The sequence below is a fragment of the Arthrobacter sp. ISL-69 genome (assembly GCF_018613775.1).
Classification (GTDB): Bacteria; Actinomycetota; Actinomycetes; order Actinomycetales; family Micrococcaceae; genus Arthrobacter.
Map to the genome: position 1 here is coordinate 229,563 of NZ_JAGGPO010000015.1, position 24,931 is coordinate 254,493.

General features: G+C 63.8%; 24 protein-coding genes. 6 read left to right on the plus strand and 18 right to left on the minus strand.

Annotation, left to right across the window (positions count from 1 at the left end; translation table 11 throughout):
• Nucleotides 1-74: 74 nt before the first annotated feature.
• From smpB to galE, 13 genes are all read right to left on the minus strand, one after another.
• Nucleotides 75-545 (minus strand): SsrA-binding protein SmpB, encoded by a 471-nt coding sequence (gene smpB / locus J7I79_RS10885; protein WP_214842159.1) that lies wholly within the window; start codon nt 543-545, stop codon nt 75-77.
• Between the two features lie 138 nt (nt 546-683).
• Nucleotides 684-2,063, minus strand: a complete 1,380-nt coding sequence (locus J7I79_RS10890) for a peptidoglycan DD-metalloendopeptidase family protein (RefSeq protein WP_396020191.1) — start codon at nt 2,061-2,063, stop codon at nt 684-686.
• Between the two features lie 36 nt (nt 2,064-2,099).
• On the minus strand, nt 2,100-3,014 hold the full coding sequence (gene ftsX / locus J7I79_RS10895) for a permease-like cell division protein FtsX (RefSeq protein ID WP_214953050.1): 915 nt from the start codon (nt 3,012-3,014) through the stop codon (nt 2,100-2,102).
• On the minus strand, nt 3,011-3,808 hold the full coding sequence (gene ftsE, locus J7I79_RS10900; RefSeq protein ID WP_214953052.1) for a cell division ATP-binding protein FtsE: 798 nt from the start codon (nt 3,806-3,808) through the stop codon (nt 3,011-3,013). The genes ftsX and ftsE overlap by 4 nt, the downstream gene beginning before the upstream one ends.
• Before the next feature lie 188 nt (nt 3,809-3,996).
• Nucleotides 3,997-5,112, minus strand: coding sequence for a peptide chain release factor 2 (prfB, locus tag J7I79_RS10905; protein ID WP_104172292.1), 1,116 nt, complete (start codon nt 5,110-5,112; stop codon nt 3,997-3,999).
• 52 nt (nt 5,113-5,164) lie between these two features.
• Nucleotides 5,165-5,578 carry a pilus assembly protein TadG-related protein gene (locus J7I79_RS10910; protein ID WP_214953136.1) on the minus strand — a complete coding sequence of 138 codons (414 nt, stop codon included), beginning with the start codon at nt 5,576-5,578 and terminating at the stop codon, nt 5,165-5,167.
• 44 nt (nt 5,579-5,622) lie between these two features.
• Entirely contained in the window at nt 5,623-6,192 is a 570-nt protein-coding gene (locus J7I79_RS24955) for a hypothetical protein (protein WP_396020189.1), read from the minus strand.
• Nucleotides 6,173-6,619 (minus strand): TadE family protein, encoded by a 447-nt coding sequence (locus J7I79_RS10920; protein WP_285291421.1) that lies wholly within the window; start codon nt 6,617-6,619, stop codon nt 6,173-6,175. Before J7I79_RS10920 ends, J7I79_RS24955 begins: the two co-directional genes overlap by 20 nt.
• A 3-nt stretch (nt 6,620-6,622) precedes the next feature.
• On the minus strand, nt 6,623-6,823 hold the full coding sequence (locus J7I79_RS10925; protein ID WP_251042688.1) for a hypothetical protein: 201 nt from the start codon (nt 6,821-6,823) through the stop codon (nt 6,623-6,625).
• Between the two features lie 114 nt (nt 6,824-6,937).
• Complete coding sequence (locus tag J7I79_RS10930) at nt 6,938-7,879, minus strand: type II secretion system F family protein (protein WP_214953073.1); 942 nt, start codon at nt 7,877-7,879, stop codon at nt 6,938-6,940.
• On the minus strand, nt 7,876-8,730 hold the full coding sequence (locus tag J7I79_RS10935; protein WP_214953075.1) for a type II secretion system F family protein: 855 nt from the start codon (nt 8,728-8,730) through the stop codon (nt 7,876-7,878). The genes J7I79_RS10930 and J7I79_RS10935 overlap by 4 nt, the downstream gene beginning before the upstream one ends.
• A complete protein-coding gene (locus tag J7I79_RS10940; protein WP_104172286.1) occupies nt 8,730-9,953 on the minus strand; it encodes a CpaF family protein in 1,224 nt (407 codons plus the stop codon). The genes J7I79_RS10935 and J7I79_RS10940 overlap by 1 nt, the downstream gene beginning before the upstream one ends.
• Before the next feature lie 140 nt (nt 9,954-10,093).
• Nucleotides 10,094-11,113, minus strand: coding sequence for a UDP-glucose 4-epimerase GalE (galE, locus tag J7I79_RS10945; protein ID WP_104172285.1), 1,020 nt, complete (start codon nt 11,111-11,113; stop codon nt 10,094-10,096).
• 147 nt (nt 11,114-11,260) lie between these two features.
• Here galE and J7I79_RS10950 point away from each other — a divergent pair, with 147 nt between their 5' ends.
• The 4 genes from J7I79_RS10950 to J7I79_RS10965 all read left to right on the plus strand — a co-directional run bounded on the left by J7I79_RS10950 (nt 11,261) and on the right by J7I79_RS10965 (nt 17,398).
• A complete protein-coding gene (locus J7I79_RS10950) occupies nt 11,261-12,412 on the plus strand; it encodes a glycosyltransferase family 1 protein (protein ID WP_214953076.1) in 1,152 nt (383 codons plus the stop codon).
• Between the two features lie 88 nt (nt 12,413-12,500).
• Entirely contained in the window at nt 12,501-13,484 is a 984-nt protein-coding gene (locus tag J7I79_RS10955) for a GDP-mannose 4,6-dehydratase (protein ID WP_104172283.1), read from the plus strand.
• Nucleotides 13,481-14,488 carry a GDP-mannose 4,6-dehydratase gene (locus J7I79_RS10960; RefSeq protein WP_214953078.1) on the plus strand — a complete coding sequence of 336 codons (1,008 nt, stop codon included), beginning with the start codon at nt 13,481-13,483 and terminating at the stop codon, nt 14,486-14,488. Before J7I79_RS10955 ends, J7I79_RS10960 begins: the two co-directional genes overlap by 4 nt.
• A 189-nt stretch (nt 14,489-14,677) precedes the next feature.
• Nucleotides 14,678-17,398, plus strand: coding sequence for a GH25 family lysozyme (locus J7I79_RS10965; protein WP_214953079.1), 2,721 nt, complete (start codon nt 14,678-14,680; stop codon nt 17,396-17,398).
• A 60-nt stretch (nt 17,399-17,458) separates the two neighbouring features.
• Here J7I79_RS10965 and J7I79_RS10970 read toward each other — a convergent pair whose 3' ends face one another.
• Nucleotides 17,459-18,742 carry a hypothetical protein gene (locus J7I79_RS10970; protein ID WP_214953080.1) on the minus strand — a complete coding sequence of 428 codons (1,284 nt, stop codon included), beginning with the start codon at nt 18,740-18,742 and terminating at the stop codon, nt 17,459-17,461.
• Between the two features lie 158 nt (nt 18,743-18,900).
• On the opposite strand from J7I79_RS10970, the gene J7I79_RS10975 reads away from it, so the two are divergent.
• Both J7I79_RS10975 and J7I79_RS10980 read left to right on the plus strand, forming a co-directional pair.
• Entirely contained in the window at nt 18,901-19,788 is an 888-nt protein-coding gene (locus tag J7I79_RS10975) for a glycosyltransferase (protein WP_214953081.1), read from the plus strand.
• Nucleotides 19,789-19,849: 61 nt separating this feature from the next.
• Nucleotides 19,850-20,959 carry an NAD-dependent epimerase/dehydratase family protein gene (locus J7I79_RS10980; RefSeq protein WP_214953082.1) on the plus strand — a complete coding sequence of 370 codons (1,110 nt, stop codon included), beginning with the start codon at nt 19,850-19,852 and terminating at the stop codon, nt 20,957-20,959.
• Between the two features lie 150 nt (nt 20,960-21,109).
• Here the strand turns inward: J7I79_RS10980 and J7I79_RS10985 are convergent, their stop codons facing one another.
• The 4 genes from J7I79_RS10985 to J7I79_RS11000 form a co-directional block, all read right to left on the minus strand.
• Entirely contained in the window at nt 21,110-22,315 is a 1,206-nt protein-coding gene (locus tag J7I79_RS10985) for an acyltransferase (RefSeq protein ID WP_214953083.1), read from the minus strand.
• Between the two features lie 41 nt (nt 22,316-22,356).
• A complete protein-coding gene (locus J7I79_RS10990) occupies nt 22,357-22,704 on the minus strand; it encodes a DUF2304 domain-containing protein (RefSeq protein ID WP_214953084.1) in 348 nt (115 codons plus the stop codon).
• A 32-nt stretch (nt 22,705-22,736) separates the two neighbouring features.
• Complete coding sequence (locus tag J7I79_RS10995) at nt 22,737-23,402, minus strand: glycosyltransferase family 2 protein (RefSeq protein WP_311380562.1); 666 nt, start codon at nt 23,400-23,402, stop codon at nt 22,737-22,739.
• 120 nt (nt 23,403-23,522) lie between these two features.
• Nucleotides 23,523-24,929, minus strand: coding sequence for a bifunctional dTDP-4-dehydrorhamnose 3,5-epimerase family protein/NAD(P)-dependent oxidoreductase (locus J7I79_RS11000; protein ID WP_214953085.1), 1,407 nt, complete (start codon nt 24,927-24,929; stop codon nt 23,523-23,525).
• Nucleotides 24,930-24,931 lie beyond the last annotated feature (2 nt).

The following is a 24,931-nucleotide window of genomic DNA, read 5'->3' on the forward strand; positions in this document are numbered from 1 at the left end:
GCCGCGCGGAATCATTCCCGGCAGCAACCCGCGTGTTGCGGACGGCAGCTGGTTTCGCGCCGCTGGCCGGAAGGTCAGCCGCGGTTGCGTTCGCGCATGACCCGCAGCGCTTCGCGCTTGTCCTGCTGTTCGCGGAGCGTCTGCCGCTTGTCGTATTCCTTCTTACCGCGTGCGACGCCGATCTCCACTTTCGCCCGCCCGTCCAGGAAATACAGCTGGAGGGGGACGATGGTGAAGCCGGATTCACGGATCTTGTGCGAGATCTTGGTCAGTTCCTCGCGGTGGAGCAGCAGTTTGCGCCGCCGGCGGGCGGAGTGGTTCGTCCAGCTTCCCTGGTTGTATTCGGGGATGTGGATGCCCTCCATCCACAGCTCGTCATTGTAGAACGTGCAGAACCCGTCCACCATGGAGGCGTGGCCCTCGCGGAGGGACTTGACTTCCGTGCCCATCAGGGCGATGCCCGCCTCATAGGTGTCGAGGACATGGTAGTCATGCCGGGCCTTCCGGTTGGTGGCCACTACCTTACGGCCACTTTCTTTCGGCACGGTGGAACCCCTCAGCTCTTGGTCTCGATGGATGCCCCGGCCGCGGCGGCTCGAAGCTACTTAATTCTACGGCAGGCGCGGGGCATGCCGTTTGTACCGGTCACCGCCCTGTACTCAGGGCCCGGCGCTCAGGGTCTGTCAGAGCAGGATCATGGGATCTACGGCCTTGCCGTTAAGCCAGGTCTCGAAGTGCGAATGGCAGCCCGTCGAGTTGCCGGTCGTTCCTGAATAGGCAATGAGCTGGCCCTGGCTGACCTGCTGGCCCATCGAGACCACCACGCTGCTGTTGTGGTAGAAGATGGTGGTCAGTGAGTTGCCCTGGACAACGCCATGCGAAATCTTGACGTTGTTGCCGCCGCCGTCGTTGCTCCACCCCGCTGAGACGATGGTGCCGGCCGCCGGGGCGTAGACAGGGGTGCCGCAGCTGGCGCCGAAGTCGATTCCGGTGTGCATGTATCCGCCGGAGCCGTAGAAGTCCACGGTGCCGGGGGGCGTCGCGCGCCAGCCGAACCCCGAGGTGATGGGGACGTCGGCCGAGAACGGGTGCCGCAGCCCGAAGGCTGAGGGCGGCCCGATCTGCGGGACATAGGGCTGGGCTGCCTGGCCGGCTGCCCTTGCCGCGGCGGCGGCGGCCTCGGCAATGCGGCGCTGTTCCGCTTCCCATGCTTCCCGGAGCTTCCGGTCGCGCTCGACGATCTCGGAGGCTACTGCATCCTGCGCCGCCTGGACCTTCGAGAGCTGGCTCTGGATACCGGGCTTGGCTGCCTGTAGCTCGTTGTTGAGGCGGGTGGTGTCAGCGATGAGCTTGTCCACCTGTTCCTTCTTGGCGGCAGCCTCGTCACGGGCTGCCTTCTCCCGGGCCAGGGCGGCGTCCGCCTTGGCCTTGAGGTCCTTGATCTCCGCTTCAACCGCTTGCAGGCGGGCCTGCGAATTGACGTTGGTGGCATTCTGCTGGGACAGCTTGTCCATGGCGGAGTTCTGGCTGCGCATGGCCTGGTCCGCGAGGTCGATGGTGTCCGTCAGGCTTCCGCCGCTCTTGGAACCAAAGAAGAGCGTGAGGTTCGAAGGAACGCCGCCGGATTTGTAAGCCTGGGTGGCAATCTGCCCGATGAGTTTCTTGGTGTCGGCGATCTTCTGCTTGTCGGTTTCAAGCTGCTGGGTGATCTTGGCTTTGTTCTGCTGTGCAAGATCCACACGGGCAGCGAGGGCCTCGACTTCCTTGACTGCACTCGCGACCCGGCCCTGCGCCTCGAGCAGCGCCTGCTGCGCGGCAGGGAGCTGCCCCTGGTAAATCACCAGGTCGCCTGCAGCCTTGGCAATCTTGGCGTCCACGAACTCAAGGGACTGCTGCACGCGGGCAGCCTCGGCTTCAAGCGCGGCCTGCTTGTCCTCAAGCTCATCCGCGAAAGCCACGGGTGTCGAGGCACCCAGGCTCGCGGCCAGAATTAGCGCCAAGGCGGCACTGATCATGCGGCTGCCCCGTCCCGCGGTCCGGAACCGGCGGCCCTTGCGGTCCATAGCTGTCATCATCATTCCTTCGTTGGTAGCCACAGCCTAGACCCGCAAATATCTACGTAAGGTCAAGAGAGACGAAATTCCAGCCAAGGTTGCACCAAGGGCGAGCAGCGCCGGAGCAAGGAGCAGCGTCTGCGCCGGCGAGATGAATGCCGTGTCCGGATACTGCTTGGACATGTATTCGCCAAGGAAGAAATGGGCCACAGCCCAGAGCGTGCCGGAAGCCAGCGCCGCTCCAATCACGGCAGCGATGACGCCTTCAAGAATGAACGGCAGCTGGATGACGATCTTGGAGGCGCCGACCAGCCGCATGATTCCGGTCTCCCGTCGCCTGCTGAACGCGGACAACCGGATGGTGGTGGCAATCAGCAGGATTGCACAGACGATCATCACGCCGGCGATGATGACAGCCACCAGCGAGGCGGCGTTCATGACCGAAAAAAGCCGTTCCAGGACCTGGCGCTGGTCGATCACGGTTTCGACGCCGGGCTGTGACGCAAACGTCTCGCTGATGATCTGGTACTTTTCCGGATCCTTCATGTTGATCCGGAAGGAGGCGGGCAGCTGGTCCGGGGTCACCGAGTCAACGATCGGTGAATTGGAGAACTGCTCCTTGAAGTGCTTGTACGCGTCGTCCTTGGATTCGAACTGGAAGTCGTTGATGTACTGGGACACGGCGGGCGATTCCAGGAGCGTGCGCAGGTTCTCCTGCTGTTCCGGGGTGGCCGTCCCGGTGGCGCAGCCGGCCGCCGTCGAGCCCTCACCACAAAGGAAGATTGCCACCTGGACCTTGTCGTACCAGTAGCCCTTCATCTGGTTGATCTGCAGCTGGAGCATACCCGCCGCGCCAACGAACGTCAGCGATACGAAGGTCACCAGGATCACCGACACCACCATGGACAGGTTGCGCCTCAGCCCGCTGCCAATTTCACCGAGAATGAATGCGAGCCTCACTTGGACTCCCCTGCGGACGAAGGGACGGATCCGTCACCGGGTTCGGTTGCGGACTCATCCGGGCGTCCGCTGGCATCCTTGAGGCGCCGGGACTGCCCCACGACCGGAATCATCGAGGTGTACAGGGCCCGGGCCTCGTCGCGGATGACAACGCCGTTCCGGAGCTCCACCACACGTTTGCGCATCTCGTTGACGATATCGTCGTCGTGCGTTGCCATCACCACAGTGGTGCCGTTCTGGTTAATCTTGTCCAGGACGCCCATGATGCCCATGGAAGTGGTGGGATCGAGGTTTCCGGTGGGTTCGTCGGCCAAGAGGATCCCCGGACGGTTGACCACGGCGCGGGCGATCGCCACGCGCTGCTGCTCGCCGCCGGAGAGCTCGTGCGGCATCCGGTGTTCCTTGCCCTCCAGGCCCACCGTTTTGAGGACCTCGGGGACCGTGTCCCGGATGATGCTGCGGCTCTTGCCAATGACCTGCATGGCGAAGGCGACGTTCGCGAAGACATTCTTCTGCGGGAGGAGCCGGAAGTCCTGGAATACGACGCCGATCCCCCGGCGCAGCCGCGGCACGCGCCAGCTTGAAATGTTCGCTACGTTCTGGCCGGCCACGTAGACGGCGCCGGAAGTGGCCCGGTCTTCCTTGAGCACCAGGCGGAGGAAGGTGGATTTGCCGGAACCGGAAGCGCCCACGAGGAACGCGAACTCGCCACGGTCAATTTCAAGGTTGACAGAGTCCAGCGCCGGCCGGGCCGTCTGGTCGTAGACCTTGGTGACATTTTCGAAACGGATCATTGCCCTAAGTACCCTGCAGGACACGGCTGATGGAGCCCCGTACTGCAGCCGGCGCACGGGCTTTCTTTTGGGGGAAGTAGAGCTCCGGCCCCTCGACTATACGCACGGGTACCTGCAGAAAAGCTTGAGTTCCTGCGCGTGTCGCAGGTTTTCAGCCACCGAATGGAATGCCCCGTCACCGTATGGTCCTAGTTGGCGGCGTTGCGGTTGTCGGTGCGCCAGCGGATGCCGGCGTCAATGAAATCGTCGATTTCGCCGTCGAAAACGGCCGAGGTGTTGCCGACTTCGTGCTCGGTCCGGAGGTCCTTGACCATCTGGTAGGGGTTCAGCACGTAGGAGCGCATCTGGTCGCCCCACGACGCCTTGACATCCCCGGCGAAGGCCTTCTTTTCCGCGTCCTCCTGCTCCTTCTTGAGAAGCAGGAGCCGGGACTGGAGCACCCGCAGGGCGGCGGCCCGGTTCTGGAGCTGGGACTTTTCGTTCTGCATGGACACCACGGTCCCGGTGGGGATGTGCGTCAGGCGAACGGCCGAGTCGGTGGTGTTCACGGACTGGCCACCGGGGCCGGATGAGCGGAAAACGTCCACGCGGATTTCGTTGTCCGGAATGTCGATCGAGTCCGTCTGCTCGATCAGCGGAATCACTTCCACGGCAGCGAAGGACGTCTGACGCCGGCCCTGGTTGTCGAAGGGGCTGATCCGGACCAGGCGGTGCGTGCCGGCCTCGACGCTGAGCGTGCCGTAGGCGTAGGGGGCCTTGACTTCGAAAGTGGCGGACTTGAGCCCGGCTTCTTCGGCGTAGGAGGTGTCCATGATGGTGGTCGGGTAGCCGTGGCGTTCAGCCCAGCGCAGGTACATCCGGAGGAGCATCTCGGCGAAGTCCGCCGCGTCCACGCCGCCGGCGCCCGCACGGATGGTGACAACGGCTTCACGCTCGTCGAACTCACCGGACAGAAGCGTCACCACTTCAAGGTCCTTTAGCGACTTGCGGATGGACTCAAGTTCCGCGGCCGCCTCGCCCATGGAATCGGCGTCGTCCTCGTCCTGGCCCAGCTCCACCAGGACCTCAAGGTCGTCGATCCGGGAAACGAGGGTGTTGAGCCGTTCGAGTTCGCTCTGGCGGTGCGAGAGCCTGGAAGTGATCTTTTGCGCGGCCGCCGGGTCGTCCCAGAGGTTCGGCTCGCCGGCGCGTTCGCTCAGTTCGGCGATGTCTTCCTTCAGCTCCTCAACATTCGAGACGTTTTCGATGGAGGTGTAGGTGGCGCGCAGAGCGCGGATTTCTGCGGAAAAATCAATTTGAGCCATGGTTGTTAAAGCCTACGCTATCCTTCCTAGCCGCCCTCACCGGTTCGGACAGCTACCGGACGAGCCGGGAACGCGCGGTGGATGTCGCCTCAATCCTGATTCCGTCCGGGATGAGGAAGTTAACGATCGGAGGATGTACTTCCGCGGTCAGTACAACGACGGCGGTGGAACCGTCCGGGCTTCCTGTGGCCGGCGCGACAGCGAGGCCGTGGAGGCTGGCATGGGCGTCATTCCGGATGAGGTAGTCAGCGGCGACGCTCCGCACCCGCGCGCCGTTGAGCACCGCAGTGGGGCTTCCGCCTTCGGTCTCGACCTGGCCGAGCGTGTAGCTGTCCGCCGCTGCCACGGATGCGCCGTCTGCCGCCGACAGCAGCTTCTTGTGTTCAAGGTAGAGAGCGGATGCCGCCATGACTGAGGTGGTGACCAGGAGCGCAAGGAGAACGTAGCCGATGATGAGGACCATCATCTGTCCGTCCTCAGCGTCAGGTTCAAGGCTCGGGTTGTTCACGGTTATCGGAATCGCCCCACAACCTGGGTGGCCGAGGCGTCTAGTTGGCTTGCGTTGAGACGGAACGAATCGCTGAACGGCACAAATGGCAGCGGGACCGTGAGGTGGACGGTGACGGTGACGGCCGACCCCGGGGCGAGGCAGTCCGACGGCTGGCAGCTTGCGTCCATCCGCGCGTTGTCCGCCGGATGCCCGTAGTCCGCCAGGGCGAGCATGACTGCCTGCTCAGCAGCTGCACGGCCGCTTTCCGCGTCGGGCTGGGCAACGTACACCTTGGCGGCCTGGTCAGCCGCACCGACAACGGCGAAGGCCCCACCCTGGATCTGCCCCACGGTGATGATGAAGTACACAAGGGGGACCATGAGGAGGAGGGCGAGGAACGTGAATTCGACGACGGCACTCCCCCGCTCCCCCGGGCGTGTTGTCCCGTTTCCGGACGTTGTACCCGGTTCGGATTCGTGTGCGCAGGCGCTTTGGGTCCCCCGATCGGACCCGGGGCTCCCGGCGCGGCCCGCAGTTTCCAGTAGGCGGCCTGTCGGCCTTGATCGAAATCTACGGCTGGATGGCGGCATGGCCTTTCACCTCCAGAGCCTCGCGTGGACCGATCAGGCCGATCACCGGCAGCGGCGCCCGGACCGTCACTTCGAGCGCACGGATTCCTTGAAATGTGACTTCCGTGGTGGTCACGTCCTTGGCGAAATCTTCGTTCAGGGCCATTCCAATCAGTTCGCCCGTGCGGTCCCTTGCATCGGCGGCGTTCCGGTCGGCGAGTGTGCCGTACCTTGCCCCCGAGGCCGCAGCATCGATCAGGGTGTTGCGGACGTGGAGGACCAGCGTCAGCTGGATCACCGCGAGGAAAAACATTGTGAGCAGGCCGCCGACCAGGACAAAGTCCACAACGGCGGAACCGCGTTCCCGCCGGGGCGTGCCACCGCACCCGGCCGGCAGTCCTGCCGTCCGGCAGCAGGCATCTTCCGCCACCGGGATCGCCGCAGGCATGTGCTAGTTTCCGACCTTGTCCATGGCCTGGTTGAAGAGCCCCTCCAGTGCAGGTCCGGCCAGGGCCAAGAGGGCAGCGACCAGCACTGCGGACATCAAAGTGATCATTACCCAGCCGGGCACGTCGCCCCGTTCGGGATGGTCCCCGTCCCGTGACGTACTCACCCGGGCTCCCACTCCGGAAGCCGCCGACGTCCAAACCATCAGCGTGAATGTGTGGATCAGGGCCAAGGCGCGGATTCCGTGGTGTTTCATTGAGTTTCCGTTCTGTGGTTCCGGCTGCGTTTGTTCCCGGCGGTCCGGGCGATCTGGATTACGTCATAGTCCGAGGCTGATGGCCGCGAGCCCGGGAAACACGGCAAAGATGACCGTCAGCGGAAGGACACCAAAGACCAACGGCACCATCATGGCGATTTCCTTCTTTCCGGCCGATTCCATCAACTCGCGCTTGGCAGTGTCGCGGACATCCTGCGCCTGGGCCCGAAGGACATCTGCAAGGGGTGTTCCGCGCTCCACTGCCACGATGATCCCGTCAACGAACCGCACCAGGGGTCCCAGATCGGTCCGCGAAGAGAACCGCTGCAGGGCTTCGACAAGTGGTTTTCCGGCCCGCGTTTCCCCAAGAACCAGGTCAAATTCCTTGGCCAGTTCGCCGTGTGAGCTGCGGCAGACGCGGTCAAGTGCACCTGTGGCACTTTCACCTGCACTGACGGCAAGTGCCATCAGTTCGGCCAGGCTTGGGAACTCAGCCATCATCCGCTTCTCCCGCCGCTTGATCTGGGCGCCCAGCCAGTAGTCCCTGAAGAGGAATCCCCCAAGTGCACTGCCCAAGATGGCGACGACTGCTAGGAACGGATTGAACCGTCCCGATGCCGCCGCGATTACTACCAGGCCGGTGGCAGCAGTGAATCCCATGACTGCCCACAGCAGCTGTTCGGCCCTGAAGTCGACGGCTGACTTCCGGATTCCGGCCTGGGCCAGCCTGCGGCTCAAGGCCGACGCCCCCAGGTTGAAACGGCTAAGAAACGAGAGTCCGTCCTTGAGAACCGGACGCAATATGCCCTCCAGCGGACCAAATGGCGTGAGGGTGTCGTTGGCCGCCGACAGCAGCTTGGACTCCAGGTTTTGCGACTTCAGTTGCGGCTCAATCCGTTCCGTGAAGCTGATTGGCCGCATGAACGGCAACCGCACCACCAGAAGCCAGAGCCCCGCTCCGAGAAGGATCCCGCAGACCACGGCCGCGGCGTCCGGCGACGTCACCTGAGCACCCGCTCGTCTTCGGGGAGGGCACCGATCCTCAACATGACGGAGTAGCAGATGGCGGACACAACCAGCCCGCCGAGGAGCACGGCCGCCCCCATAGGGGTGTTGTAGGCGGCGACTGCTTCCGGCCGGGTGGCCAGCAGCACCATGACAATCCAGGGCGCGGCCACTGCAAGGCGGGCCGCGTTCACCGTCCAGGACTGCCGGGCCTCAAGCTCACTTCTGGTTCTGGCGCTCTCGCGGAGGAATTCGCCAAGCGTTCCGAGCAGCCGTCCCAGGTCTGAACCACCCACCTCACGCGTGAGCCTGAGTGCCTCCACAATCCGGTCGGCGACGGGATCTGCCAGCCGTTCCTTAAGCCTGTTGAGGGCCGGATCGAACTGGCCGCCGGCGCGGTAGTCGGCGCCGAAGTCACGAAACACGTGCCGCAGCTCCTCGGGGCCCTTTTCACCCAGCTGGATCAGCGCTTCCGGCAGGGACAGCCCGGCCCTGATCGCAGAGCGGAGATGGTCAACAACATCTGGCCACAACTGGCGCAGCGTCGCCGTGCGTTTGCGGGCCCGCCATCTGACAACAGCCATCGGGAGCCACCCACCGAACAGGCCGAAGCAGGCTGAAATGGGCCAGGACCGGGTCACAGCGAAGAAGATCAGTCCGACGAATGCCGCGAGGCCCAGACAGGTGGATGCCAGGCCCAGTCCCGAGACGTTTTCAATCCCGGCTGCACGCAGCAGGTCTTCGAGCCGGCTGGACCGCGGCCGTCGCTTGGCCTTCTCGGGCTGTTCCCAAGCAGACCACCACATGAGGAACAGCCCGGTTCCGAAGAGCACGCCCAGCACAGGTGCCATCAGCGGACCTCCAGAAGGGCCGCGACGTCGAATCCTGCCGCGGCAAACTTCTCAGCGGCAGGCATGGAGTTGGCCTTGGGGTGCAGCTGCCCGTCGGCCATTGCGAACACCATCGACGATTCGATAATCCCGTTTTCAACGCGTCTGCCCAGCGACAGGATCTCCGTCACCTGGCGGCGCCCGCTGGACTGCCGGCTGCAATGGACCACGAGGTCAATGCACGAGGCAACCGTCGGCACGACAAACGCGCTTGAGATGTTGTCACCGGCAAGGAGCGGCAGCGTGCAAAGCTTGGTGACGGCGTCGTGCGCCGAGTTAGCGTGGACGGTGCACATCCCGGGAAGCCCGGAATTTAGGGCGATCAGCATGTCCAGGCTTTCGGCTTCACGGACCTCTCCGACCACGAGGCGGTCCGGCCGCATCCTGAGGGCTTCCTTGACCAGCCTTCGCAGCGGGATCTCACCTTCGCCTTCAAGGTTTGGCTGCCGGCACTGCAAACCGACAACGTCACGCAATGGAAACTGCAGTTCGAAGATTTCCTCAACAGTGATGACGCGCTCCCGGGCGCCAATGCTGGCAGCCAGGCAATTCAGCATGGTGGTCTTACCGGCCTGCGTCGCCCCTGAGACCAGGATATTCAGCCCGCTGGCCACGGCGGCACCCAGGAACCGGGCCGCCTGGGGAGTCAGCGTGCCGAGCTCCACCAAGTGTTCGAGCCGGCTCGCCTTGACCACGAACTTTCTGATGTTGACGGCCCAGTGACGCCGTGTCACATCGGGAATGACGACGTGGAGCCGGGATCCATCGGGGAGGGCCGCGTCCACGAACGGCGAGGACATGTCGAGGCGACGGCCCGAGCTCTTCAGCATGCGTTCCACGAGGTCCCGTACCTGCTGGTCCGAAAGGCTCAGGGACGTGAGCTCAGACTCGCCGTTCCGGGCCACGTAGATTTCGTTGGGCGCATTGAGCCAGATTTCCTCGATGGTGGGGTCATCCAACAGGGGCTGCAGCGCGCCAAAGCCGGCTACGGCGTCGTAAACATATCGGCGGGCAGTCTCCAGCGGGCCGATCGGCGGAAGCGGACCCATCAGTGCGCGTTCGTCGTAGTCGCTGACGGCCGCCTCGACGAGGCGCCTGACCTCGCCGGCCTGCCGTAGCGGGTCCAGGCCACGGCGCCGGATCAGCTCGCGGACCTCGTCCTCCACGATTCGAACAGCATCCATGTGTTCCCCAATACGACTGCCGCCCCCGACTGAGGCAGTACAACTGGGTTAAAGCTAAGGGAGCATACACATGTAGGCCAAGTCACATCTTAATTGCTGTGGATAACCCTGGTCAGGGTCCCCTGGAACCGGGCGCTAAATCACACTGACTCTTCGTACCCTGAGGGGTTCCTGCTTTGCCAGCGCCAATGGTCTTCGCACATTGTTGCCAGGTTCCGCCGGGCTGACCAGCCCAGGTCCGCCAGTGCCGCGGAAGGATCCGAATAGCTGACGGCAGCGTCGCCGGGCCGCCGTGGAGCGATCTCGTAGGGTACGGGCACTCCGGCCGCCTGGCTGAAGGCCTCAATGACCTCAAGGACGGACGATCCACGGCCCGTTCCAAGGTTCCAGCGGTAAACACCGGCCTTGTTCTGCAGGTAGCCCAGCGCGGCAAGGTGACCGGCTGCAAGGTCCATCACGTGGATGTAGTCCCGGACACCGGTGCCGTCCGCCGTCGGATAGTCATCCCCGAAAACCATGACCTTTTCCCGTCGCCCTACCGCAACCTGGGCCACGAAAGGCAGCAGGTTGTTGGGTACGCCGACCGGGTCCTCGCCGATCAGGCCCGACTCGTGGGCACCGACGGGATTGAAGTAGCGCAGAAGGGCTATGCTCCAGCTGGGGTCGGCCGCACCAAGGTCCGAGAGGATGTCCTCGATCTGCTCCTTGGTTCGGCCGTAGGGATTGGTGGCGTCCAGCGGCGCCTTCTCGATCAGGGGTACTTCCTCGGACGCCCCGTACACCGTGGCGGAGGAGCTGAAGACGAGGCGGCGAACACCGGCCCGGTCCATGCTGTGCAAGAGATTCAGGGTGCCGACGACGTTGTTCTGGTAGTACCAGAGGGGCTTGGCGACCGACTCCCCAACGGCCTTGAGGCCGGCGAAGTGGATCACGGCATCGAAGCTGTCCTCGGCGAAGAGACGGTCCACGGAGGCCGCATCGAGCAGATCAACCTCGCGGAAGTCGATTTTCTTTCCGCTGAGCTGCTCCACCCTGCGCAGCGACTCACGGTTCGAATTCATCAGATTGTCGAGGACAACGACCTCATGTCCTTCTTCCAGCAGACAGAGCGTCGTGTGCGATCCGATGTAGCCGGCGCCGCCGGTGACCAATACCTTCATGGGCTCTAGTCTAGGACGGCGTCGAGGACTGGTCACAGTCACACCGCTGCCTGACGTTGTGTGAACGAACCGAAACGAGCGTCTCCGGCTGCTGTGATCCACACGGCAGAAGTCCTTGGATCCGGCTCGAACGTTAGTATGTTCAGCATGACGACCTCCGAGCCCGGCACTTCGCCTGCCAACCAAACCGGCCACTCAGACGCGTTGAAGGTGGGGGTTTCCATGCTCACGCTGGTCCCCGGCGGGATGGGAGGCAGCGAAACCTATGCACGCGAACTGGTCCGCAAACTCGGTGCCTCCCAGGCGGTGAATCCCACCTGCTACGTCAACGAATCCGGGCGCGGGTTCAGCGAGGGCGCGGATGAAGTCGTGATTCCCGGGCTGGCCGGCGGCGCCTCAACCATCGCTCGTCTGGCCACCCTGGCCAAGGGTCTCGTCATGAGGAGCTCCATTCTGCGCAGGATGCGTCCGATGGACGTTTTCCATGTCCCCTTCACCGTTCCGCTGCCGAAGCCGCCGAAGGGCACGCCGTTTGTTCAGACACTTCTGGACGTTCAGCATCTCGACCTTCCCGAACTGTTCGGCACCGCCGACAAGCTCTACCGCAAGGTCTTCTATGAGAAAGCCGCCCGCGACGCGGACGCCATCGTGACCATCAGCGACTTTGCCAAAGAGAGCATCGTCAAGCACCTCGGCATCGCGCCGGACAAGATCTTCACCGCGCACCTGGGCGTCAACGCCGAAGAATTCATGCCGAATTTCGGACCGCGCGAGAGTTTCATCATGTACCCGGCCCGGGGGTGGAAACACAAGAACCACGCCAAGCTTTTCGAAGCCATGCGGTTGCTTGAAGTCACCAACCCCGAGCTGCGCCTCATTCTGACAGGCGGTGCCCTGGACACGCTGACGGACATTCCCGCCAACGTGGAGGTCCGCGGCCTGGTCCCGCTCGCCGAGCTCAGGGAACTGTACCGGAGCGCCGCCTGCATGGTGTTCCCCAGCCTTTACGAGGGATTCGGCCTCCCGCCGCTGGAGGCCATGGCTTCGGGCTGCCCCGTCGCAAGCTCAACCGCAGGCTCACTTCCGGAAATTGTTGGAGACGCCGCCGAACTGTTCGATCCGCAGGACCCTGAGGCCATCGCCGCGGCGATCCGGAACGCCATCGGCAGAACCGACGAGCTGCAGCGGCTTGGCCTGGAGCAGGTGCGTAAGTTCACGTGGGAACACTGCGCCGATGTGCACGAACAGGCGTACCGCTATGCACTCAGTCAGCGCGCCACAGCAGCGAGCACCGTTTGATCACCCTGTACACGCCGCCTCTGAGCCAAAGCTCCCTGCCATATATAGTTGCTGTAGCCCCGCAAACAATCTGTAAGGACCTCTTCCCATGCCCCGTGCGCTAATCACCGGAATCACTGGCCAGGACGGCCTGTATCTCGCAGAGCTCCTTCTCTCGAAAGGCTACGAGGTATTCGGCCTCATCCGAGGACAGAATAACCCCAAGCACGATCTGGTCCGCCAGACCGTTCCGGGCGTGAAGCTGCTCACCGGCGACCTCACCGATGTCTCTTCACTGGTCCGGGTGCTCGGCGTTGCCCAGCCGGACGAGGTCTACAACCTCGGGGCGATTTCCTTCGTGGCTTACTCCTGGGAGAACGCGTCACTGACCACAGACGTCACCGGCAAGGGCGTGCTGAACATGCTCGAGGCAACCCGCCTCTATGCCGGGGACGACATCTCCAGGGTGCGCTTCTACCAGGCGTCCTCGTCCGAGATGTTCGGCAAGGTCCAGCAGGTGCCCCAGACCGAGGAAACCCTCCTTTGGCCCCGGTCCCCCTACGGCGTAGCCAAGGTCTTCGGCCACTACATGACAATCAACTACCGCGAGTCCTATGGCATGCACGCATCAAGCGGCATCCTCTTCAACCACGAGTCACCGCGCCGGGGTCCGGAATTTGTCACCCGCAAGGTTTCCATGGCGGTCGCACGGATCAAGCTCGGACTCCAGGACGAAATCGTCCTTGGCAACCTGGACGCCAAGCGCGACTGGGGCTTCGCAGGGGACTACGTGGAAGCCATGTGGCTGATGCTGCAGCAGCCCGAAGCTGACGACTACGTCATCTCTACCGGTGCAACGCACTCCATCGAAGAACTCCTCCAGGCTGCCTTTGACGCAGCGGGCCTGGACAACTGGCGGCAGTACGTCCGGCAGGACCCCAAGTTCATGCGCCCCGCCGAAGTCGACCTGCTGATCGGTGACGCGTCCAAGGCCCAGGAGAAGCTTGGCTGGAAGCCGAAGGTCTCCTTCAACGAACTCGTCAAGATGATGGTTGAGAACGACATTGCCGAGCAGACTGCCTTGATGCGGTGAACCCGCTCAGCGAGGCGGGACCCGTTCCCGTCGGCACGGCCTTCCTAACCGGGGTAACGGGCCAGGACGGGTCCTACCTGGCCGAATCCCTGCTCTCCCGCGGCTGGGAAGTCCATGGCCTCGTCCGCCATGCACTCCAGCCGGGAGCGCTCGAAGGGGAAACAACCGTGGAAGGGGTGGAGTACCACCTCGGCGATCTTTCCCGCCCGGACGATGTGGGCTCCATTCTGGAATCGGTCAAACCTGACCTGGTCTTCAACCTCGGCGGCATCAGTTCGGTGTACCAGTCGTGGCAGCACCCGTACGACACGGCGCTGATCTCGGGTGCCTCGGTCGTCTCAATGCTGGAAACCATCTGGCAGCTGCAGCAGGCCACCGGCAAGGAGATCCGCTTTCTCCAGGCTTCGAGTGCCGAGCTGTTCGGTGAGGCGGAGTCGGCACCGCAGAGCGAGTCCACCCCGATCAGGCCCATCTCGCCCTACGGTGCCGCGAAGGCGCTGGCGCACCACGCCGTCAGCGTGTACCGGAGCCGCGGCATGTTCGCTTCCTCTGCGATTCTCTACAACCACGAGTCGGTGCGGCGGCCGGCAAAATTCGTCACGCGCAAGATCACATCGGGAGCTGCGGCCATCGCGGCGGGCAAACTGGACAAGCTTTCGCTGGGAAACCTGAACGCTATCCGGGACTGGGGCTGGGCTCCGGACTTCGTCGACGCCATGGACAGGATTATCCACGCCTCCGAGCCCGACGACTTTGTTGTCGCGACCGGCGTCTCGCATTCCGTCCAGGACTTCGTGGAGGCGGCCTTCAAGGCTGTGGGCATTGACGACTGGCGCGCGGTGGTGGACGTTGACGAATCCTTGGCCCGTCCTACCGACGCTGCAGAGATGAGGGGTGACATCTCCAAGATTTCGTCCCGGCTGGGCTGGCGTCCGTCCGTCGATTTCGACGCCCTGGTTACTGCCATGGTCCGGCACGACCAGGCACTCCTCGCAGGCAAATAGGCTCCCACTAAGTTCACTTTGGTAACAACTTGCACTCTGGTTACACCTGTAACATTGGTGCTACATTGGCCGGGTCATGAAGATGATCTGGAAACGGCCCAGCTGTCCCCACCGTCCGAAATGACAAAACCAATAGGTTTCTAATTTCGCGATGTGTGGGGATCTGCGCGTTGCCGGCCGGAGCAGAACATGAGTCTCAGCAAAGTCACAAGCGCACGTGCGGGCGCAGCAACTTCCTTGGGCGGACGGGTACTGGCGGCGGCCTTTCTGACCTCAGCCCTGGTGTGCAGTTCCTTTGTGCCGGCTTTGCCGGCATCTGCCGCCGAACAGGTTGCGCCGTCACCGTCGTCGACACCCACACCGACGGGCGACGCCACACCGGCGCCCGGCGCCCCTGCGGCGCCTGCTACGGCCACCGCAGCTGAAAGCCCGACGCCGCCCGCTCCGGCCCCGACCTCGGGCGAGGCGGCAGCGCCCAGCCCGGCGCCGACCGCCACCGAGTCCGTTCCGCCGGGATCAACGGTCGACGCAGAAACGCTAGCAAAGCTCAAGGCCGCCCAGGGGGCAGATGGCGCGCACATGGGCCAGGGGCTGCAGCAAAAGCTCGGGATCAGGGCAACCACCGAATCAACCGGGGCTTCGACACAGGCCACATACATGCCGCCCGGCATCCAGGGGCTCGACGTCAGTAGCCACCAGGGAGCGGTGAACTGGCAGGAACAGCGCAACATGGGCGGACTGTTCGCCTATGTGAAGGCGACAGAATCCCTCAGCTACCTCAACCCCTACTTTTCCAATCAGTACAACGGCTCCCGCAACGTCGGCATGATCCGGGGCGCTTACCACTTCGCGATCCCGAATGTTTCCTCCGGGGCCTCGCAGGCGAATTACTTCGCGTCCAACGGCGGTGCGTGGAGCGGCGACGGAACCACCCTGCCTCCCCTGCTGGACATCGAATACAACCCATACCCGGAACTGGGCAACACTTGCTACAACATGTCCCAGAGCCAGATGGTCCTCTGGATTGCGGACTTCTCCAACACGATGTACACCCGCACAGGCCGCTATCCCGCGATCTACACCACCACAGACTGGTGGACACAGTGCACGGGCAACAGCCCGGCGTTCAAAAACCAGCCGCTCCATATCGCGTCATACCGCACCGTCTCACCGGGCGTGTTGCCAGCCGGCTGGACCAAATACGATATCTGGCAGTACAGCAGCCAGGGGCCTTTCGCGGGCGACTCGAACGTCTTCAGCGGCAGCTACGCCGAACTCCAGGCGCTGGCAACCGGCTTCGATCCTGTCCTTAACAAGTACAACTCGATGGGCGGCGCCTCCAGCCGACTGGGTGCCCAGACGCACCCGCTCTACTGCGGCCTTCCGGCCGGCGGATGCTACCGGCAGTATGTCGGCGGCCAGATCATCTGGCACGCCAACACCGGCGCGAATGCCGTCTATTTCAGCTCCATCGGCGGTACCTGGCGCGGCTGGGGCGGCGTGGACGGCCGCCTCGGGTACCCAAAAACGGATGAAACCTGTTCTGCCACGGCCTGTTCCCAGACTTTCGTTGGCGGCGAGGTGTACTGGTCCACGTCAACGAACGCCGCCGCCGTCTTCAACGGCGGAATCGGCGCACGCTGGCGGGTCATGGGTGGCACCTCCGGGACGCTCGGCTACCCCACAGCCTCCGAGACCTGTTCCGCCTCTGCCTGCAGTCAGACCTTCCAGGGCGGAAAGATCCTGTGGACAGCCGCCACCGGCTCCTGGGCAGTCACATCCGGTGACATCGCAACGGCCTGGGAGGCGCTGGGCGGCGAAACCAGCCGGCTCGGCTACCCAACGAACAACAAATCGTGCACCGACACCTCGTGCGTCCAGAGCTTCCAGGGCGGAACCATGGTGTGGACCGGTGCCACGGGGGCGGTCCCGGTCTGGCGGACCTCCATCGGAAGCAAGTGGCAGGCCGACGGCGGACTCTCCGGCCAGCTCGGGGCACCCCGGACGGCCGAAAGCTGTGAGGGATCAGTTTGCCGCCAGGTTTTCGTCAGCGGCCAAATATTCTGGACCCCGGAATCCGGGACGCGGACCATCGTCAACGGCGAAATTTCCAAGAAGTGGACCGCACTCCAGGCCGAGAAGGGCCGCTTCGGCAGTCCCATCAGCGATACCAACTTCTGTGACGGAAAAGAGTGCTTCCAGGATTTCGAGGGCGGCCGGATCCTCAAGGACCCCACCGCTGCGGGTCCTGCGTTTGGGGTGCTCCGCGGTACGGGTATCGGGTCATTGTGGGCGGCCATGGGAAGCGAGAATGCCCGCCTGAGTTACCCTGCGACCGATGAGTCCTGCGCCGGCAGCACCTGCAAGCAGTCCTTCAGCGGCGGAACCATTTACTGGACCCCCGCCACCGGGCAGTGGGCGGTATACAACGGCAGCATCGGCGGACTCTGGCGGACCCTCGGAGCCGAGAACGCCCGTTTGGGCTACCCCGTCAGCAACGAGACCTGCCTCGTCAGCTCCTGCCGCCAGAGCTTCGCCGGCGGCGACATCCTTTGGTCGCCCGCAACCGGTACTGCGGCGGTGTACTCCGGTGGCATTGGATCCCTGTGGCGCTCGCTCGGGTCCGAATCGGGCCGGCTCGGTTTCCCCACGACGACGGAAACCTGCGCGGCAACAACATGCACCCAGTCGTTCGCCGGCGGAGAGATCCTGTGGGCATCCGGCGTGGGCATGGGCGCCGTCTACAACAGCGGCATTGGCGGCGTGTGGCGGACCAACGGGGCCCAGAACGGCTTCTTTGGATTCCCCACCAGCACCGAAACCTGCACCGCGGATACTTGCGAGCAGTACTTCAAGGGCGGCTCCATCAAATGGAGTGCAACGGCGGGCTTCACCATTGCCCGCTACTAAGTTAGCTGCCCCACTGCCGCCCCAGGCGTAAGGCTCCCGAGCGTAGGGCCCCGCGGGGTCCTACGCCGACGGGGCAGCAGTGCGGCGTGAGAGTGCCACAGTGTGGATGGAGACGCCCAGCAGCGGACCCACCAGCAGGGACAAGACTGCCCTGAGGTCCGCGTCCAGGGGCAGCAGGAGGACCACCAGGGTGAGGACGCCTGCACTCACCCAGCCGACAGAAGATACCCGGTGCCGGTTGAGGGCTACACACATACCGCCGGTGAGGGTGAGCAGCGCCAGCACTGCGGCAGCAGCGGTCAGCCCGGCGAGGATCCACGGTGCTACATGGTAGTCCGGGCCGAACAGCAGGACCATGAGCCAGGGTCCCAGGAAGTACGCCGCCACGGCGCCCACAACCGCGACGCCGGTAATTGCGAGGGCGATCGGCCGCAGGGCCCCAAGGCCGCGGTCGCGGTGCCGGACGAAATGGGCGATGGCCACGCTCTGGAAGGTTCCCAGCGGAACCATCAGGGGTGCCCTGGTCAGGAGGATGGCAAGCAGCAAAGGAGCCGACGCGAGGTACACGTCAGCCGGCGTCGTGATCCGATACAGGATCGGGAATCCGACAACGAGAGATGCGCTGGCGGCCGTCGAAATGCTGGCGTGGCCCACTTTCCGTGCAAAGTCCCGGACGGGAACGGCCAACGGCATCCTGAACGCGGACCGCAGTTGAGTGCTGAAGACGGCTACCAGCACCCACGCGAGGGCCCCGCCTGCCGCTGCGGCCGCCAGCCCGGCAGTGGATCCCGCCAGCAAACCGACGATGAGGACAAGGACCAGGCGGAACGAGGACTCGGACGCGACGAGGGCCGAGAAATTGCCCCAGAGGTGCCGGCCGCTGAGGACGCCCGCCAACGCGGCGTGGACGGAGAAGGCCACGCAGGCACCGGCGAGGACGAGGACCAGCACCACCCAGTGGGGTCCCAGCACTGCCCGGCCCCACAGCAGTGACGTCATCACCAATACGAGTGCGACGCCGGCGGCGATGCCGAAGACCACTGCGAAGAGGGAAACCGTTCGGGGCCGCTCCGTGCCGCCGGGCGTGGCGGAAGGGGCCGTGCCCAAGGCGGTCACGTACCGGATGATCTCCGTTTGGAGGCCGCCAAGGATACCGAACAGCAGGAAGAGCGCGGACCAGAACGCCAGGAACTCGGCGTTGTCGGCCTTGCTGAGTACACGCGGCACAAACCAGATGACCAGGTACCCGGCTGCAGCCGAAGCAATCGACGCCAAACCGACCGAAGCGGCCTGGCGCGCAGCAATGGTCGACTTCTGCGGTGCCTTCCCTTCAGTGTGCGTCATCCGTTAAGGACCGGGGCAGCAGGGGTCAATGGCCGGATAACGTGGGAGGTCATGGCAACATATTAGTGTCGGATACGGACGGGCGCTCAATTGAAGCCGCCGTCCCGGCACCCGTGAACGAGCTCAGATGAGCTACGACAACCCGTGGAAGTTGGAAAATGCCGCTCGATATTTTTGTACCGTACTGGGGCGATCCTTCGCTGCTCAAGGAAACAGTCGCGAGCGTCTTTGCACAAACCAACGAGGATTGGTTGCTGACGGTCATCGACGATTGCTACCCCGATCCCTCCGTGAAGGAGTACTTCGCGACGATCGACGATGAACGGGTCTCCTACCAGCGGAACGAATCCAACAAGGGCATTACCGAGAATTACCGCACGTGTGTTTCCCAGGCGACCCAGGACCTCATGGTGATCCTTGGCTGCGATGATGTGCTGCTGCCGAATTACGTGGACGTCGTCCTGCAGGCCCACCGCGATTTTCCCGACGCTTCCGTTATCCAGCCGGGAGTCCAGGTCATCGATGAAACCGGACAGGTTGTCCGGTCCCTCGCCGATTCGGTTAAGCGGAAGTTCGTTGGACCCAAAACCAACGCCACAACCGTCCTGGCCGGGGAATCCCTCGCCGTCAGTCTCTTGGGCGGCAACTGGCTGTACTGGCCTTCCCTCGCCTTCCGGACGGACGCAATCCGCAAGGTCAGCTTCCGCGACGGCCTCCCCATCGTCCAGGATCTGGCGCTGGTGATGGACATCGTCCTGCAGGGCGGATCGCTGGTTCACGTCCCGACCCTGGCGTTCTCCTACCGCCGCCACTCCGCAAGTGCCTCGGCTGCGACGCTGACCGACGGAACGCGTTTTGCCGGCGACCGGGAGTACGCCCGCATTGCCGAGGACCTTTGCCGGGCAAAGGGCTGGAAGAAAGCCGCGGTGGCAGCCCGTGTGCGCTGGACCTCGCGCCTGCACGCCGTCACCCTCATGCCCGGAGCCCTGCTCTCCCGCAATCCGAAAGCGGTCAAGGCCACATTCAGGCACGCTTTCGGTCACTGAGCCACGCCAGTCCTATGAGAAACTGGACCTTGCAGATGTCCGCCCCAGAAAGGCCTCACTAGTGACCCCCTCAACGTCATCAACAACGTCCACTGCCAAACGGGGTACTGTCCTCGTGACGGGAGGCGCCGGGTTTATCGGATGCGCCGTTTCCCCGGCCCTGGTTGCGGCGTTCGACCGAGTGGTAGCTGTGGACAGCCTGCACCCGCAGATCCACGCCAGCCAGTCGCGGCCGGAGGAACTCGATCCCGCCGTCGAGCTGATCGTTCGTGACATCACTGAGGCTCAGACCTGGGACGAGGTGCTCCCGGATGTCGCGCCCGACGTCGTGATTCACCTTGCCGCCGAGACCGGAACCGGACAGTCGCTGGAGGAATCCACGCGACACGCAATCGCCAACGTGGTGGGCACCACGCAGTTGCTGGATGGCCTGAACCGCAGCGGTAAGCTGCCGCGCCGCATCGTCCTGACGAGCAGCCGCGCTGTATATGGAGAAGGCGCCTGGAAGTCGGACGCGGACGGCACCCTGTTCTATCCCGGTCAGCGATCGAACGAAATCCTGTCACGTTCGCAGTGGGATTTCCCCGCGGCCCAGCCCGTGGCTATGTCTGCTTCGGTCGTTGCCCCGGCTCCGGTCAGTGTGTACGGCTCCACGAAGCTCGCCCAGGAGAACATCCTGGAGTCGTGGGCCAAGTCCTACGGGGTCGAAGCCGCCGTGCTGCGCCTCCAGAACGTCTACGGTCCGGGCCAGTCCCTCATCAACCCTTACACGGGGATCATGTCCCTCTTCTGCCGGATGGCAAAAGCCGGGAAGTCCATCCCGCTTTACGAGGACGGCGAGGTGCGCCGCGACTTCGTGCTGATCGACGACGTCGCCGCAGCTGTGGTTGCAGCTGCTGTCGCTGACGAGGCACATGATGGTGCCCTCGACATCGGATCGGGTGAATTCCAGACCATCCGGACGGCCGCTGAGATCATCAGCCGCCACTACGGCGCACCGGAACCGCACGTCACGGGCCAGTTCCGCCAGGGCGACGTCCGGCATGCATGGGCCGACGTGGAGCCGGCCAAGGCCGCGCTGCCGTGGGAACCCCGCTACGACCTGGAGGCCGGCATTGCACGCCTTGCTGAATGGATCGACGGGCGCTTACCGGCAGAGGCAAAGCTCTAGGTTTACTGCCCGCTAGCGACTGCTTGGGCAAACAAAGCGAGGGCCTCCGGTATCGATTGGGTGATTACACTCAACCGATTACCGGAGGCCCTCACTTTTTACGTCGATTGCGCGGATCATACCCGCACCCGCGGTCACAGCGCCGTGGTGCTAGCGCCTTCCTGCCGTTGCGATTCCAGCTTCCGCCGGGGAGTCAGCAGGCACAGCTACGCTGTCGTTCCCGGCTTCGGGAGGCGCCGCTGCCGGAACTGCAGAGGGCACCGATGCCTTGCGCCGCCGCCGGACCGCACGCATGACAGGCCGCTCCACCAGCAGCCAGCTGAGCGTGGCCAGGACCAGGGTGCCGGCAGCGGAAGCCAGGATGTAGATTGCCATGCCGTGGTTATGCACACCATAGAGCGCCAGCAGCTGCTGAACGGGCCAGGCGTAGATGTAAAACCCGTAGGAGACATCGTGGATACGGATCAGCTTCGGTGAGGGCAGCACTGACGAGACCCACAATAGGCCGTAAGCGATAAACGGGCCGGCAAGCTGGCCTCCCCATACGGGAAAAGCGAAGATGCAGAGCGCCGCCGCCGCGATGGACCCGATGCCGGTGGCCCAGTGAAGGCCAACCCATTTGGAGATGGACTGGACAAGGGCTCCGCCGAGGAAGAACGGCACCAATTTCGCCAGCAGGGAGAAGTCGGTGTCCTGCAGCAGGGGCATGATGGCCGGCAGGTTCGCGTAGACTGCGACGCTTGCGCCGAACGCCAGTGCGAGCGGCACCGGTGAGCGCCGGACCCACGCCAGGCCTCCGATGGCCGCAATGATCAGATAGCAGAGGAATTCGTAGTAGAGGCTCCACAGTGAACCGTTCCACGAGCCGGCAAAGGGCACAGTCGCGGGAGTGAAGGCCACATCGTAGTTCTTCATCTCCAGGAACAGGTTGGAAAAGACGAACCGGAGCGGCGTCGTTTCCGTGGTCCAGTAGCCCGTCAAAGTGCCGTTCTGGCGGAGGAATCCGAGCGGGGCAAACACCAGGACCGTTACCGCGAGGCACGCCAGGAACGCGGGATAGATCCTGGCGACGCGGTGTACGAGGTACTCGCCGAGGCCATTGGTGAAGCGGCTCCCGGTGATCAGGTATCCGCTGAGGGCGAAGAAGCCCGCAACAGCCCAGCCGCCAAGGTTTTCACCGCGAAGATGGGGCCCCTCACCCGCACCGGCCAGATAGAAGCTATGGGCAAAGAGCACCATGGCAGCCAGGCCCAGCCTGATCATGTTCATGCTGTTGTTGCGCGGATCCAGCGCCTTGCCCCAGCGCGGTCCGGAACCCCGCGGCTCAACTGGGCTCGAGGCAGCCGAAGCGGCCATCGGCTTTCGCGTGATTGGGGATGTGGCGGAGGTCTCCTCCACTAGCTCAGCTGCCCGGGTTTCTCGGCTTCATCGATCGCGATGCGGCGCGAGAGCTTAGTGAGGGCGTTTTCAGCGTGGCGGAAGCGCTGGTAGGTGGTAGCCATGAAAACGAAGAGGGAAACTACCGCGCCGTAGAGCACCAGGTCGGTTCCTCGTCCGATGCCAAGGAAGCCCGCAACCCGCGTGAGGGCTTCGGGAAAGAACACCGACAGCGCCGCGACGACTGCGAAGATCATCAGCAGGATGCGGCGTACGGCCAGGTGCCGGGCGTTGGAACCGCCGCGCATCAGGGCGAGCGAGACCACCATGACGGCAGCAACGAGGACAATTTGGACAATGATTAGCAATCCGACACCTTGGCTTGTTGAAGAACTGGGGGCTATTTGAAGAACAGTTCGGCCACGATGTTGACCGAGTTCAGCAGGGACTGTCCCTTGGACTTGGAATAGTCGGTGTAGATGATCTCCACGGGGTGCTCAGCATATTTCGGCTTGAGCCTGGCCAGCTGGTTCACCAACTCGGAAGCATGGGCCATCCGGTTCTGGGTCAGGTGGATATTGGAGGCGACACGGGGGTTAAAGGCGCGCAGCCCGTTGTGTGCATCCGTCAGGTCCATACCTGTAGCAAGCCTGGACTGAATGGCTGCCGTCTTGAGCACGAGCCGTTTCGCGGCCGAGAGCTTTGTGCGGTCGTCCAGGAAGCGCGAGCCGAGGATGATTTCGGCCTCCCCTGATTTCACCCGCTCCGCCATGGCCATGGCGTCGTCAACCCGGTGCTGGCCGTCAGCGTCGAACGTTACGATGCACTCCAGTTCCGGATCCTGCAGGGCGAACTCGATGCCGGTCTGCAACGCGGCACCCTGGCCCAGGTTGATAGGGTGCTGAACAACGACGGCGCCAGCCGCACGCGCCTTCTCCTGTGATCCATCCGTGCTGCCGTCATCAACGCAAACGACGTGGGGGAACTGCTTCCGCAGCCCCTCGATGACCGAACCTACGACAGTAGCCTCGTTGTACATGGGGATTACGATCCAGGTGCGACTCACAGATCAATTGTTGCATATGGCACGCCTCCGGCTTGGCAGCGGCACCGGAGTCCGATGCCGCTGCCAAGGCCGTGAATCCGGCAATTCATGCCCGGTTGAGGGCCCGCCGGCGCCCTTCGGCTAGCTCAAGTACTCTTTCAGCCTGCTGGCGACGTTGGCCGGATGAAAGCCTGTGGACTGGATTTTTGCCAGGTCCAGCATGCTGTTCAGTGGCCGGGGCGCTGCGTTCTTGCCTTTGAAGTATTCTTCGGTGCTGACGCCGGTAACGGCGGTCCGGGGCTGGCCTGACAGCTCGTATACGTCTGCGGCGATGTCCGCCCATGACTGCGGTTCGCCGTCGTTGCTCAGGTTGTAGGTGCCGTAGGCGGCGCCGGATGCCAGCAGATGCTGGATGCCCGCGGCGATGTCCGCGGTGAAACTGAGCCGGCCGATCTGGTCGTTGACCACGGACGGTTCAATGCCGCGGCCGGCGAGGGACGCCATGGTGCGGACGAAGTTGTTGCCTTCACCGATGACCCAGCTGGTCCGGACGATGTAGTGGCGGGGAACAACACTGACGACGGCGTCGCCGGCTGCCTTGGTCTGGCCGTACACCCCCAGCGGAGTGAAGGGTTCAGCCTCGTCGTGGTTCTCGCGGACGCCGTCGAAGACGTAGTCCGAGGAGACATGCACGAGGGTGAGGTCATGTTCGACGGCGGCCCGGGCCAGGCGTGACACGGCGGCAACGTTAACGGCCCAGGCGGCGGCGCGCCCCTCCGCGGTTTCCGCGGTGTCGACGGCGGTGTAGGCGGCGGCGTTGATGACTGTCGAATAGTTCTTCCAGTTCCGCTCCGCGAAGGCCGCTTCACTGCCGAGGTCGAATCCGGCGCGGCCGGCGACCTCAACGGTCGCGTCGCCGTCGTACAGTTCCCGCAGCGCTTTGCCCAGCTGTCCGTCGGCACCGACAACGAGGATCTTTTTGGCTGGCATCGGCACGACGTCCGCGAGGCGGGGGTGTGCCTTGTCCTTGTCGGAAAGCTCGGCCTCTTCCAGCGGAACCGGCCATGAAATGCCGGCCGTCTCGTCTGCGAGGTTCAGGAACGTGTACTGCCCCTGGGCGTCTGCGGACCAGTGGTCGTTGACGAGATAGGTGTAAGCGGTGTTGTCTTCCAGGGTCTGGAAGGCGTTGCCCACGCCGCGGGGAATGAAAATGGCCTGGCTCGGGTCCAGTTCGGCGGTGAAGACGGCGCCGAAGGACGGGCCCTCGCGCAGGTCCACCCAGGCGCCGAAGATTTTGCCCGTGGCGACAGAGATGAACTTGTCCCACGGCTCGGCGTGGATGCCGCGGGTGGTGCCGGCCTTTTCGTTGAACGAGATGTTGTTCTGCACGGGGCGGAAGTCCGGCAGCCCCAGGGCCACCATTTTCTCCCGCTGCCAGTTTTCCTTGAACCAGCCACGGTTGTCACCGTGGACGGGCAGGTCGTAGAGGACGACGCCGGGGATCGGCGTTTCGTGCGCGGTCAGCTTTTTGGAGAACTCGATCGGCATCG

What these genes read in the sequence shown, in the direction of transcription:
- J7I79_RS10940 (WP_104172286.1), bottom strand. Translation starts at nt 9,953, where the DNA reads ATGGATGCTGTTCGAATCGTGGAGGACGAGGTCCGCGAGCTGATCCGG.
- J7I79_RS11000 (WP_214953085.1), bottom strand. Translation starts at nt 24,929, where the DNA reads ATGCCGATCGAGTTCTCCAAAAAGCTGACCGCGCACGAAACGCCGATC.
- J7I79_RS10950 (WP_214953076.1), top strand. Translation starts at nt 11,261, where the DNA reads ATGACGACCTCCGAGCCCGGCACTTCGCCTGCCAACCAAACCGGCCAC.
- prfB (WP_104172292.1), bottom strand. Translation starts at nt 5,112, where the DNA reads ATGGCTCAAATTGATTTTTCCGCAGAAATCCGCGCTCTGCGCGCCACC.
- J7I79_RS10985 (WP_214953083.1), bottom strand. Translation starts at nt 22,315, where the DNA reads ATGGCCGCTTCGGCTGCCTCGAGCCCAGTTGAGCCGCGGGGTTCCGGA.
- J7I79_RS10890 (WP_396020191.1), bottom strand. Translation starts at nt 2,063, where the DNA reads ATGGACCGCAAGGGCCGCCGGTTCCGGACCGCGGGACGGGGCAGCCGC.
- J7I79_RS10965 (WP_214953079.1), top strand. Translation starts at nt 14,678, where the DNA reads ATGAGTCTCAGCAAAGTCACAAGCGCACGTGCGGGCGCAGCAACTTCC.
- J7I79_RS10955 (WP_104172283.1), top strand. Translation starts at nt 12,501, where the DNA reads ATGCCCCGTGCGCTAATCACCGGAATCACTGGCCAGGACGGCCTGTAT.
- galE (WP_104172285.1), bottom strand. Translation starts at nt 11,113, where the DNA reads ATGAAGGTATTGGTCACCGGCGGCGCCGGCTACATCGGATCGCACACG.
- J7I79_RS10970 (WP_214953080.1), bottom strand. Translation starts at nt 18,742, where the DNA reads ATGACGCACACTGAAGGGAAGGCACCGCAGAAGTCGACCATTGCTGCG.
- J7I79_RS10975 (WP_214953081.1), top strand. Translation starts at nt 18,901, where the DNA reads ATGCCGCTCGATATTTTTGTACCGTACTGGGGCGATCCTTCGCTGCTC.
- J7I79_RS10925 (WP_251042688.1), bottom strand. Translation starts at nt 6,823, where the DNA reads ATGGTTTGGACGTCGGCGGCTTCCGGAGTGGGAGCCCGGGTGAGTACG.
- J7I79_RS10920 (WP_285291421.1), bottom strand. Translation starts at nt 6,619, where the DNA reads ATGCCTGCGGCGATCCCGGTGGCGGAAGATGCCTGCTGCCGGACGGCA.
- J7I79_RS10935 (WP_214953075.1), bottom strand. Translation starts at nt 8,730, where the DNA reads ATGGCACCTGTGCTGGGCGTGCTCTTCGGAACCGGGCTGTTCCTCATG.
- J7I79_RS10910 (WP_214953136.1), bottom strand. Translation starts at nt 5,578, where the DNA reads ATGATGGTCCTCATCATCGGCTACGTTCTCCTTGCGCTCCTGGTCACC.
- ftsE (WP_214953052.1), bottom strand. Translation starts at nt 3,808, where the DNA reads ATGATCCGTTTCGAAAATGTCACCAAGGTCTACGACCAGACGGCCCGG.
- J7I79_RS24955 (WP_396020189.1), bottom strand. Translation starts at nt 6,192, where the DNA reads ATGCCGCCATCCAGCCGTAGATTTCGATCAAGGCCGACAGGCCGCCTA.